The organism is Paenibacillus sp. FSL R5-0914, from assembly GCF_038004525.1.
Taxonomy (GTDB): domain Bacteria; phylum Bacillota; class Bacilli; order Paenibacillales; family Paenibacillaceae; genus Paenibacillus_AQ.
The window spans coordinates 391471-404342 of record NZ_JBBORH010000002.1; the positions used below are offsets into that span (position 1 = coordinate 391471).

The 12872-nt window shown below is 43.7% G+C and carries 9 protein-coding genes; 7 read left to right on the forward strand and 2 right to left on the reverse strand.

All coding sequences use genetic code 11. The features are described from left to right. Window positions 1-67 precede the first annotated feature (67 nt). Entirely contained in the window at window positions 68-730 is a 663-nt protein-coding gene (locus tag MKX60_RS17860) for an S-layer homology domain-containing protein (protein WP_076282857.1), read from the reverse strand. Window positions 731-1051: 321 nt separating this feature from the next. Between MKX60_RS17860 and MKX60_RS17865 the strand changes: the two genes are divergently transcribed. Then, complete coding sequence (locus tag MKX60_RS17865) at window positions 1052-1525, forward strand: Fur family transcriptional regulator (protein ID WP_042187525.1); 474 nt, start codon at window positions 1052-1054, stop codon at window positions 1523-1525. Window positions 1526-1891: 366 nt separating this feature from the next. Here MKX60_RS17865 and MKX60_RS17870 read toward each other — a convergent pair whose 3' ends face one another. Beyond that, window positions 1892-2572, reverse strand: a complete 681-nt coding sequence (locus MKX60_RS17870; RefSeq protein ID WP_042187527.1) for a TIGR00266 family protein — start codon at window positions 2570-2572, stop codon at window positions 1892-1894. A gap of 145 nt (window positions 2573-2717) precedes the next feature. Between MKX60_RS17870 and MKX60_RS17875 the strand changes: the two genes are divergently transcribed. The 6 genes from MKX60_RS17875 to MKX60_RS17900 all read left to right on the forward strand — a co-directional run bounded on the left by MKX60_RS17875 (window position 2718) and on the right by MKX60_RS17900 (window position 12659). After that, window positions 2718-2924 carry a hypothetical protein gene (locus tag MKX60_RS17875; protein ID WP_341060574.1) on the forward strand — a complete coding sequence of 69 codons (207 nt, stop codon included), beginning with the start codon at window positions 2718-2720 and terminating at the stop codon, window positions 2922-2924. A 2154-nt stretch (window positions 2925-5078) separates the two neighbouring features. Continuing rightward, window positions 5079-8174, forward strand: a complete 3096-nt coding sequence (locus tag MKX60_RS17880; RefSeq protein WP_341060576.1) for a beta strand repeat-containing protein — start codon at window positions 5079-5081, stop codon at window positions 8172-8174. Between the two features lie 261 nt (window positions 8175-8435). After that, complete coding sequence (locus MKX60_RS17885; RefSeq protein ID WP_341060577.1) at window positions 8436-10580, forward strand: collagen-like protein; 2145 nt, start codon at window positions 8436-8438, stop codon at window positions 10578-10580. Between the two features lie 57 nt (window positions 10581-10637). Beyond that, complete coding sequence (locus MKX60_RS17890) at window positions 10638-11846, forward strand: hypothetical protein (RefSeq protein ID WP_341060578.1); 1209 nt, start codon at window positions 10638-10640, stop codon at window positions 11844-11846. 53 nt (window positions 11847-11899) lie between these two features. After that, a complete protein-coding gene (locus tag MKX60_RS17895; RefSeq protein WP_341060579.1) occupies window positions 11900-12253 on the forward strand; it encodes a hypothetical protein in 354 nt (117 codons plus the stop codon). Between the two features lie 220 nt (window positions 12254-12473). Further along, complete coding sequence (locus MKX60_RS17900; protein WP_341060580.1) at window positions 12474-12659, forward strand: hypothetical protein; 186 nt, start codon at window positions 12474-12476, stop codon at window positions 12657-12659. Window positions 12660-12872 lie beyond the last annotated feature (213 nt).

Consider the following 12872-nt stretch of genomic DNA (forward strand, 5'->3'; position numbering starts at 1 on the left):
TTCAGGACTATACCTGGGCTGCTTTTTCTTGTTTACCATTCAATGTTAGTGGTGCGTCGCTTCAAGGTTAGGATTTAATACCGGTCTTCAGGAATTCCAAAGCATTATAGAGCATAATCGCAGCTTCGGCGCGAGTGATTTCACTTTTTGGATTAAACTTCCCATTGGCGTCTAAACTATTAATCTTGTATTTAAGCGAACGTTGAATGCTGCCTTGATAAGAAGGATTCAGCGCAGCATCGTCAGCGATATCTACGGGCACTATATTGATCATCGGCAGATTCCCAATGCCTTCGACCCCTTGCACTAGATAATTGGTGAACTCTTCTTTGGTCATTGTTTTGGTTGGATCAATGTCCTTAGGAAGCTCGACACGATTGTAATACGCATTGATAAAGGCTTCAGCATACCAAGCTTTATCCTTGACTTTCGTGAACAAGCCACTAGCAACAGGAGCTTTGTTGAAATCAATAGCCGCGAGACTAAGCTGGAGTCCACCCGAAATGAACTGGATCCCTTGTGCTGTTGTTACTTTGGAGCTGGGCAAGAATTGGGATTCACTAACCCCTTTGATCAAGCCTTGATTTTTTAAAGAAATAATTTTTTCTTTGCCGTTTATATTATCAATATCCTTAAAGGTATTTCCGGCTGCAAATATTTGGCCACCCAAAGAGAAGGAGAGAATCGTAACGGTTGTAATCGCGGCTAACGTTCTTTTTTTCATATTCATGGTTATTTCACCTCGTTGTATGGATAGGCCTCGTGGCCGCTATCAAATTCTTAAACGCAGAAAAATATGGAAAGGTTGCGGTCAAACCTATAATATTTCACGAAAAAGTAGATTTTGGCAGAAAAATAGGCAGGAATGGATGAAAGAACTTTGGATAAGAGAGCTAAAATGTTATAATGATGTCAGGCTCTATTCATTCGTGATTATTTTTGATATGATTATATCGTAACGATTACTATTTACGTTTAATATTTTGATGCATAAATGGGTGCGTCTCAGTGGATACGGATGTTAAATCATTCCGGGAAGGTAGGAGATCAAATGGATCAAATTTCAAATATCAGTCAGCTTTTTGCGGCGCAAAAATATAAATTAACGCCCCAGCGTGAGGCCATAGTGAACATATTGCTCGACAATGAGAAAGATCATCTCAGCGTAGAAGAAGTATATATGCTTGTCAAGAACAGTTATCCGCATTTAGGGCTGGCAACGGTATACCGTACACTTGAGCTCTTATGCGAGCTTCACATTGTAGAAAAGATGAACTTCGGAGATGGAGTCGCTCGTTACGATCTGCGCGGGAATGATCATTCTCACATGCATCATCATTTGATATGCAGCGTGTGCGGCAGGTTGGAAGAAATTAAGGATGACTGGTTAGTGGAGCTGGAGAAAAGAGTGGAACGTGAATACGGCTTTAACGTCACGGATCACCGCCTAGATTTCAAGGGTACTTATGACACATGTAAACGAACAGGCTGCAAAAAAGAAAAAGCAAACAAAGCGGTCTCATAATCCCGCTTTCTAATTAAAAGAAGAGGCTGCCTCGGAAGTAGTAAATGCTACTCATGGGACGGCCTCTTTTTCGGAGAGTAATTAGGGAAATACTCCCTCTAAATAACTGATAATTGGCCGATATGAATGGAAATGGGGAAATCCTCCCTATAAATCCGCGAAAAATCTATATTTCACAACAAATCAGTTGAATTATAGGGAGGATTTCCCTAATTAGTAGTCAAATACGCAGAAATTTCTGAATTATAGGGAGATATTCCTTAATTTGCAGGCAAAGCAGCGCTTCTTAAAAACCAGAGAAGCGCTACATTGCCTTTTAAACAGTTAAAGGAAATCCTACTTATGGGAAAGCCTATGTCATTTTTCTTAGCTTCGAGTGGGTACGAAGGATTTAATCCACGTTCCGAAGCTCCCAGGGTTACGGCTCTGAACGAGGATTACACCTTCTCCGCGGAATCGGCAGACAAGCGCTTCACCACTGGTTAAACTGTTCAACCAACCCGAGGCTGCTTTCTCTACCTTATAGTCCATATAATCTGGCCAAGCGACGAGATGTCCATTGTCGATAATCATCTCTTCACCAGGTGCTAAATTAATGGCGTGGATCGCTCCGAAGGAGGACAGGAATACTGTTCCTCTGCCGCTGATTTCTACAATGAAGAAGCCTTCACCAGAGAAAAGTCCGCGTGTTAAATTTTGCATTTTGGTATTTACTTGAATGCCTTCCGTACCGGCTAAGAATCCGTCCTTTTGAACTAACAGCTTATAGGATCCATCTAATTCGATAGCTTGGATATCACCTAATGATCCAGGAGACAGTAGGACCTCACTTTGACCACGGATAGCTCTGAGTTCCTGGAAGAAGAACTTTTCACCGCTCAGCATTCTTCCCAGACCCCGCATTACGCCTCCATCAGCCGTTCCTTTTAACTCTACGTTAGGAGACATGGCAACCATTGCGCCCATCTCAGCTTTAACACTTTCGCCGGGGTCCAAATATACCTTTAACATTGCAAAAGCACCCTCGTACAAAACATCGTATTTCATCACTAAAAACCTCCGAATCTATTTAGATAAGTAAGAAAACTTGCAGTGATCTCATTGTAACGGAATTCTGGCTGCGCTCATAGTCTGTATTATGTTAAACTGTAGTTGTCTAATAGTTCATCAATGAATAGGAGAGTGGTGCCACATGGCACGAACCAAGACTCAAAAAGCCTTGTTAAAGGCAGAGCGCTCAGGTATCTGGTGCGCAGCTCAAAGTCGAAGATCCAATGGAGATTATGGCGCCATTTCACAGCATGTACGGTTAACGCCGAGCAAACAACAGCAATTGAATAAGAACAAACACAAGGAGCGGATCTTCCAAGATGATGCTCCTTTTTATTTGGCGATTTGAAAATAATGCGTCACTCTGTAGGAGGACAAGAACATAGTCCCATTCCCGATTTGATATATGTCTAATTCAGATGTTCTTTACGAAAGTAGGTCGTTCCAGAGTTATCATGATCAGGGACTTGTACAAAATGTGAATAGAATTATGCAGATGAACTGTTATTACCAATCTGGATCTTACGAGTGCAAAAATGAATGATAAAGCAGCCTTAAAGTACGTCAAAGAAAGGGGTTCCCTTCTCCGTATTGTTATTGCCATATACTCAAATTCTTCACCCGCCAAGCCAAGCCAAACTATCGTACAATCGGGTGATCCTTATTGTCTTGAGAGACTTGGAAAGTATTATGAACGGTTAAAAAAGGCAAAGAAATGACCTTCAGTATGCCTTTGAAAATTAACAACTATACCCGGGTCTGCCAATTACAGAAGTAAACAACCGTCTCGATCAAATCCAAAGCGAAATGGAAAAGTGGAAGCAGCTGCGAGGGCATTTTCGAGTTATCCATACAAATGTCCTGAGGTTCTCAGAGCAAAGTAAAATCAAATATTTCGTAATTAAACCATATGTAGTCCATTAATTATGCTCCTGTTTAAAACGATAAAGGTTATAAATACAATATATCATTGAACTAAACTGCTCGTTAGCTTAATGAGGCAATGACAGTCTAACACTCTATTTTCCGAGTCTAATACTTTATTTTTTCAGTCTAATTGTTCATTTTCTTTTAACTGTAAACCTAAAAACAAACAGAAAAATAAGGTTCAGGTGCTGTTCTAATGCAAATAAAAATTACGCTAAGGTTTATATCAGTTTCAGTAGAATAATGGAGTATATAAATTAATGTTTAAGAGAATAAAGAGCTCTTAGTTGATCACACTGAGTATCTTTATCTTTATTACTGATGTGCAGGGTGAAAGATGCAACTATCGAGAAGGAAGGGTTCATCTGGTTTCAAGATACTTCTGAAGCGGTAATTTCCCGTCTCTAATGTGCTTAGTGCCCATAAGCGACGCTAAGCCAAAGCAGCACCACGGACTCGTCACGTACTAAATCGAAAATACAAACCTTTATTAATGTGTGAGCAATTTAACCCTCGGAGAAATCTTCAAGGTTTTTTGACTTCAAGTTATTCTTTTAAAAAAAGAACGATGGTTTCTGCGGCAAACTCTGGTTTGTTGCCTCAGCTGTATTCTCCTTGACCGCTCACTAATGGAGAACAGGTACACTTTTTCTTGAGCTGATTTAGAAGCGGTTAAATAATCTAACCAGCTGGCTAGAAAGGAAAATACGGAGTCGAGTAAGGAATTGATAGCCTTCCAACCGATTACAGATAAAATGATTCCCAGAGTATTAAAGATTTCATGAATAAATTGTTGCATAATAAAATTCCTCTAGATTTATTCGCATATTGCCTCCTGCTTCCAATTAGAGGGAGTCCACCGGTACAACGACTCTTTGCGCCTTCCTGAATTAATCATCGCTCCATCATGACTGAACGTTGTGGAATGATTTTAACTATTTCAATTCATCGTCTTCTCTATACAGAAGATGACTGGTCTACTATTATCCGGAACCACGATTACGGCAATTGAATGTTTCGTTTTGACAAAGTTATTTTAACTAACACATTCGATACGCACCGAGTTGTCCATTACGCCGTTGAACAACGCAAGGATAAGAAGATGGCTGCAAGGAGTAATTCACGGACGGAGAGAATATTGGCGACTAAGATCGCTTGAATGTTCTGGCTGCCGAAGTAGGGCTTGATGTTGCAAAGGTTGTGGAAACGCTGGAATCTTCCATATACAAAGAGTCGGTACGTGGAGTGGAGAAGTAAGAAAGGAAGCATACTGAGCAGCCGTCGATATGATTACAATCGCCTCTAAATATCTGCTTGCTACATTAAAGATAAGTAACCGGTTTTCAATCCGGTTGCTGTCGGATTATTGCTTTCTAATCCTTTTTCAATATAAAGGTGTTCACATCTTGAAAAAATTTGAACACGTTACATAAGGGAAAAAAAGGTGCGGAATAGAGAAAAGGAAAGACCAAGCAGTTTAAAATTGTCGGTCTATAGGAGTTAAAAAGGCATTAGTAATAAGAGTGTGGATTTTCTCTCTTATTCTTAAAAATGGTAAAAAAGGGGGGTGAAAGAAATGGCTATTTTATCAACTGGACCGATTGAGAATAGTCCGGTCAGTGGTGTAAGGCCAACACAACAGTTGACCATTAATATTGATAATAGAAATATGGTCACAAATGCGATTATTTTGATTCAAGGTTATTACCTAAATGGGACTAGAACGTTATATGTACTTGAATTAATTAATGTGAATCCAAATCAAGCAATATCGAAGGAGTATTTTGCGAACCTGGATGTATTTGAATTTGTCTTTACAACGAGCGGTTTAGCAGAACAGCAGATAGATATTTCAGTTTGGGGAAAGAATTCTGTGGGACAACTCGTAACACCTCACCGTATCGTATCTTCAGAATTGTTAGGAGCAAATGAAAGAATCATAGGAACAACCGGGGCAACGGGTGAAACCGGAGAAACAGGTGCAACTGGAGCTATAGGTGCAACTGGAGCTACTGGCGCAACTGGAGCTATAGGTGCAACTGGAGCTACTGGCGCAACGGGCGAAACCGGAGTAACTGGCGCAGCTGGAGATATAGGGGCAACAGGTGAAACCGGAGCTACAGGCGCAACGGGCGTTACAGGGGCAACTGGCGTTACAGGAGCTACAGGCGCAACGGGCGAAACCGGAGTAACTGGCGCAGTTGGAGATACTGGCGCGACTGGTGTAACCGGAGTAACTGGCGCAGTTGGATTTACAGGGGCAACTGGAGCAACTGGAGTTACAGGCGCAACAGGAGAAACAGGAGAAACTGGCGTAACTGGAGCAACTGGCGCAACGGGTGAAACCGGAGCTACAGGGGCAACTGGCGTTACAGGAGTTACAGGCGCAACAGGAGAAATAGGAGCAACTGGCGTTACCGGAGCAACAGGCGCAACTGGTGTAATCGGAGCAACAGGAGCAACAGGAGCAACTGGCGTTACCGGAGAAACAGGGGCAACTGGCGTTACCGGAGAAACAGGAGCAACAGGAGCAACTGGAGCAACAGGAGCAACAGGAGCAACAGGAGCAACAGGAGCAACAGGAGCATCAGGAGCAACAGGAGCAACAGGAGCAACAGGAGCAACAGGAGCAACTGGCGTTACCGGAGAAACAGGGGCAACTGGCGTTACTGGAGCAACTGGCGTAACCGGAGAAACAGGAGCAACTGGCGTAACCGGAGAAACAGGAGCAACTGGCGTAACCGGAGAAACAGGAGCAACTGGCGTTACCGGAGAAACAGGGGCAACTGGCGTTACTGGATTAACGGGTGCAACTGGCGTTACCGGAGAAACAGGAGCAACTGGTGTAATCGGAGCAACAGGAGAAACAGGAGCAACTGGTGTAACCGGAGTAACTGGAGCAACAGGGGCAACTGGCGTAAATGGAGCTACCGGGGCAACTGGCGTTACTGGAGTAACGGGTGCAACTGGCGTTACCGGAGCTACAGGCGCAACTGGCGTTACCGGAGCTACAGGCGCAACTGGAGTTACAGGGGAAACAGGAGCAACTGGCGTAACAGGGGCAACTGGAGCAACCGGAGCAACTGGAGCAACAGGCGCAACAGGAGAAACAGGCACAACTGGAGTTACAGGGGCAACAGGGGCAACTGGCGTAACTGGCGTAACCGGAGCAACTGGTGTAACTGGAGAAACAGGAGCAACTGGCGTTACAGGAGAAACAGGCACAACTGGAGTTACAGGAGCAACTGGTGTAACCGGAGCAACTGGAGCTACAGGGGCAACTGGCGTAACAGGGGCAACTGGCGTAACTGGCGTAACCGGAGAAACAGGAGCAACTGGAGCGACTGGTGTAACTGGAGCGACAGGAGCTACAGGGGCAACTGGCGTAACAGGGGCAACTGGAGCTACAGGAGCAACTGGCGTTACCGGAGCAACAGGAGAAACAGGAGCAACTGGCGTAACCGGAGCGACAGGAGAAACAGGGGCAACTGGCGTTACCGGAGCTACAGGCACAACTGGTGTAACCGGAGCAACTGGCGTAACCGGAGAAACAGGAGCTACAGGCACAACTGGTGTAACCGGAGCAACTGGCGTAACCGGAGAAACAGGAGCTACAGGGGCAACTGGTGTAACCGGAGCTGCAGGAGCAACTGGCGTAACTGGAGCTACAGGAGCAACTGGCGTTACCGGAGCAACAGGAGAAATAGGAGCAACTGGCGTAACCGGAGCAACCGGAGAAACTGGAGTTACTGGAGTAACGGGTGCAACTGGCGTTACCGGTGCAACTGGCGTAACCGGAGCAACCGGAGCAACAGGAGCAACTGGCGTAACCGGAGCAAGAGGAGAAACAGGGGCAACTGGTGTAACCGGAGCTGCAGGAGCAACTGGCGTAACAGGGGCAACTGGAGCTACAGGAGCAACTGGCGTTACCGGAGAAACAGGAGAAACAGGAGAAACAGGAGCAACTGGCGTAACCGGAGCGACTGGAGCAACAGGGGCAACTGGCGTAACCGGAGCTGCAGGAGCAACTGGCGTAACCGGAGCAACAGGAGAAACAGGAGCAACTGGCGTAACTGGAGCTACAGGGGCAACTGGCGTAACCGGAGCAACCGGAGTTACTGGAGTAACGGGTGCAACTGGCGTTACCGGGGTAACGGGTGTAACCGGAGCTACAGGGACAACTGGCGTTACCGGAGCAACAGGAGCAACAGGAGCAACTGGCGTAACTGGAGCAACAGGGGCAACTGGCGTAACCGGAGCAACCGGTTCAAATGCCACAATACAAAATGGATTATTTAATGTCAGCGTAGTATCAGTAGTAAATGGGACAGCAATTTCTTATACAACTTCATTCATTAATGGCACTAACATTTTGCATCCATCGAGTACAACCTTTGTTCTAGCATCAGGACACATTTATTTGGTTTCGTATACGTTCAGAGCAACTAGTTCTGTAGTTGGAAACGTAACGGTGACACCAAGATTTAATACCGTATTTCAGAGTCGATTTTCAGGTAGATCAGTTACTGGAACTCTAGATGCAAATGTTAGTGTATCGGGTACGTTCTTAGCTGATGCCACCTCAACTGCGATCACAATCGATTTTCTTTATAATGGATCGGCAACAACCACATTTACGGATGGTTCTGTTTCGATTATTCAGGTTCAGTAAACGAATGGGGAATGAAAGTGTAAATTCATTGCTTCGTAAGGCTTTACTTACGGAGTGTTAAAGAAGTCATTCAGAGGATCAGTTAGTAATCTAAATGAAATCGACATTTTTTGTTTTTAAGTTGTAGCTATTTTGATTTTAATAATCCTATTTATTAGTGGGGAGGAGCAAATACAGATCGACTATTAAATACTAAATAATGAATGGAATTGTGATTTTCCGCCTTTAATAATACGGAAATAAAAAGGAGAATCAAAATTTATGGCTATTTTATCAACCGGACCAATAGAAAATAATCAGGTCAGTGGTGTTAGGCCAACGCATCAACTGACTATTAAAATTGATAATCGTGACTTAGTGAATAGTGCGAATATCTTGATTCAAGGATATTACCTAGACGGGACCCGAACGTTATACGTAAGCGAACTCATTAATGTAAATCCAAATGAAATAATAACGAAGAATTATTATGCAGACTTTAATGCTTTTGAATTTGTATTTACAACGAGCGGTGTAGCAGAAGATCAAATGGAAATCTCGGTTTGGGGAAAAAATGATGATGGGCAACTTGTAACTCCCCACCGTATCATATCTTCAGAATTGTTAGGTACAAATGGTGTCATTGGAGCAACCGGTGCCACTGGAGTTACAGGTGAGGCCGGTGTTACTGGAGCTACAGGAGCCACTGGAGTTACAGGCTCGACTGGAGTTACAGGCTCCACAGGAGCTACAGGAGCTACAGGAGTTACAGGAGCTACAGGAGTTACAGGAGCCACTGGAGTTACAGGCTCCACAGGAGTTACGGGAGTTACAGGAGTTACAGGGGTTACAGGAGTTACAGGAGCCACTGGAGTTACAGGAGTTACGGGAGACACTGGAGCTACAGGAGATACAGGAGCCACTGGAGTTACAGGAGACACAGGAGCTACAGGAGCTACAGGAGTTACTGGAGCTACAGGGGTCACAGGAGTTACTGGAGATACAGGGGTTACAGGGGTTACAGGGGTTACAGGAGTTACAGGAGATACAGGAGTTACAGGAGATACAGGAGTTACAGGAGTTACAGGGGTTACAGGAGTTACCGGAGCTACTGGAGCTACAGGAGTTACAGGAGCCACTGGAGCCACTGGAGACACTGGAGTAACAGGTGCAACGGGTGTTACTGGATCAACTGGAGTTACCGGAGCCACTGGTACGATTGATCCTACTGCTACCATCGTTGGAATAGGACCAAATGTTAGCTCCCAATTTAGCGAATTAAGAACAAATGAAAAAACGCCGCTCATTGAGTTGACTTCGGTATATGGATTATCCAACCTAAGAGACATTGTTTCCACATTGGGAGGAGCTACAGTAGGAAGTAATAATACGGAGTTTCAATTAACTACAACCGCATCCGGACCTGATATTGCTATCCTTCAAAGCTCGGAGAGAGGAAGGTATGAATCAGGTTTTGCCGCAGAAGCGGGAATAGGTATCCGTTTGCCGGTTGCTCCGACAGGAGCCCAAGTGGTGAGATGGGGCGTTTTTGACGATCAGAACGGCTTATTCTTTGGCCAGAGCGTAGCGAATGGAATATTTGTAGCGATCAGAAGAGCAAGCGTTGACACTGTTATTCCTCAAGCAGCTTGGAACGTGGATAAATTAGATGGAACAGGACCAAGTGGTGCGACACTTACTTTATCTAAAGGGAATATATTTCAAATCGTGTTTACTTGGTATGGGTATGGTGTAGTCGAATTTAGAGTCGTCATCCCTGATCCAACGACTTTAGCACAAGAAGTAATTATCGTTCATCGATTCTCTCCGAATGGGCAAACGAGTCTGGCCGATCCTAATCTTCCTCTTCGTGCAGAAATCTTTAATAATGGCACGGCATCTGGACTCAATTTATTTGTTGGAGGAAGACAATATAGCATATTGGGCAAATATAGTCCCGTTTTCAGAGTTACTTCCGAAAGAAGAACCATAACTGCAACAGGAACGCTTACACCGATTTTGTCTTTCCAAAGAAAGGCAACCTTCCCGCCAGGTTCGGGTAGGGCTAATTCAGTAAGTATCAGACTAGAAGGGATTGACCTTGTCACTTCAGATGATATTTACTATCAGATCGTATTAGGCGGAACGATTAATGGAGCCTTTGCAAACTTTCCAACTGCGACGACTAATATCCCAACTTCGGAGACAGCTCTACTAATTAACAGCACGCTAACAACAATTTCGGGTGGTCAAGTACTATTGCAAGGCTTAGCAGCCGGAGTTGAGGGAAGTGCAAGAATATTAGCTTCCGCTTCATTATTGGATTTTCAATTGCCAGATACTGAATTTGTTACTTTAGCTGTTGCGAATTTAAGCGGCGGTACGAATTCCGTTACGGCAACCTTCAGTCTTACTGAGGAATGGTAAAAAGCAACAGTCATGGGGGATTCATTTTCGCCCCCTTTCTGCAAAGGAGGAAGTGTGATGTCAGATATTATCATCTCGAATATTGGCCCAAATGTAAGTTCACAATTCGATGAGCTAACGGTATCACAAAAAACTCCAATCGTGGAGTTAACTTCTGTATACGGTCTATCCTCTCTAAGGGATGCTGTTACAACTGCCGGGAGTGGGACGGTTACCAATAATGCTACGGAATATAATTTAAGCAATACCGCTATCGGAATAGATTCAGCCATTTTAGAAAGTGTACTGAGAGGCAGGTACGAGCCGGGCTTTGCAGGGGAAGCTGGAATGGGTGTTCGTATACCATTGCTACCAACAGGTAATCAGGTTGGACGATGGGGGTTGTTCGACGATCAGAATGGAGCATTTTTTGGAGTCAATAGTACAAATGTATTCGTGGTCATACGCAGAGGAGGAACGGATACAACAATTCCTCAAAGTTCATGGAATGTAGACCGATTAGATGGAACTGGTCCAAGTGGAGCGACGCTTAATCTATCTAAAGGCAATATATTTCAAATCGTCTTTACCTGGTATGGGTATGGAGTGATCGAATTTAGAGTAGTCATCCCTAATCCGTCCACTTTAGCGCAAGAGGTGATTACCGTAAATCGGTTCTCCTCAACAGGTCAAACGAGTTTTATTGATCCCAATCTCCCATTAAGAGCACAAATCGATAATAACGGAACCGCCGCAGCCTACAGCCTTTTTGTTGGAGGAAGACAATATAGCATTATCGGAAAATATGATCCTACCTTTAGAGTGACTTCGGAAAGGAGGAGAATTACAAACGTCACATCAACACTAACACCCGTCCTATCATTTACAAGAAAAGCAGTTTTCCCATCGGGATCAGCTAGAACCAATTCTGTGCAGGTGGATCTAGAAGAAATTAATATTATTTCATCCGTAGATCTTAGCTATCAAGTACTTGTGGGAGGAACGCTAAATGGATCATTTGTTAATTATCCCACAGCTACAACGATCATTCCCGATAGTGAGACGGCTCTGTTAGTAAATAATACGTCCACAACGATTACCGGGGGAGAAGTGGTGTTTCAAGGTGTTACAGGAGGCGGGAAAGGCGATACCAGGATACTAGCTTCTTCAGAACTGTTGGACTTCACGCTTCCTGAGAATCAAACCGTAACATTAGCTGTGGCAAATATTGGCGGGGGAGGTTCGAATACAGTTGATGTGGTATTTAGAGTAGCTGAGAGTTGGTAAAACCCACGGGTTGTAATCATATTCTACAAATAATAGAATGGAGGAAAAAGAGAATGATTTTATCCACCGGACCAATAGAAAATAATCCGGTCAGTAATGTAAGGCCGACGCAACAGTTGACTATCAAAATTGATAATCGTGACTTAGTCGATACCTCGAGTATCTTGATTCAGGGATATTACTTAATCGGGACCAGAACGTTATATGTACTTGAGTTAATTTCTATATATCCAAATCAAGTTCTAACAAAAAATTATTATGCTGACTTTGATGCTTTCGAATTTGTCTTTACAACGAGCGGTTTAGCAGAACAACAAGTTCAAATTTCGGTTTGGGGTAAGGATGCAGATGGGCAGCTTGTATCAGCGCATCGCTTAGTAGCTTCTGAACAACTTGGCGAAGCATAAGAAGCAAGACAATCTTAATAGTTGTATATTTCCGAATGGCTGCTAATTATCTTTGTACAAATACAACAATCTTCCCGAAAATTTTAGTTATCAGAACAAGTTCTTGTCAATTTCTGAAGACAAGAACTTGTACCGATTTGACAAGAACATTATCCGATTCCCGTCGGCTTACGCCACAGGTACTCCTTTTGTTGTTGCGAGGCGAGGATTTTTTTGTGGGTTGGAAACGAGGGTTCGAATCGGTCAATATATCTATTACTGGAGATTGATTCTTGCTATGTTGGATTCTGTAAACCACATTTCGTTTGCAGGGCTGACTATAGGATTGCTGATCATTGCAGCTGATTCTCCTTTCACAGAGTTAGGCTTAGTGTTTCGATTATGGGCGGAGGGCTATCAGCAATAGGACTATTTAAACAAGAATATTTCGGTTTGGATCGTTACCATTTCGTCACCGTTTTGGTGTAAAAAAAATAAGTGATGGGGCCAAGATTCATGATCATAATTTACAGGTAAGAGAGAAAATTAATACCCTAAGTACGGGGATCATTTCAATGAGTATACTGAAAATAAGATTTTTTGTTATCATGGCTAAGAATATACTGATGGAAGACATTAT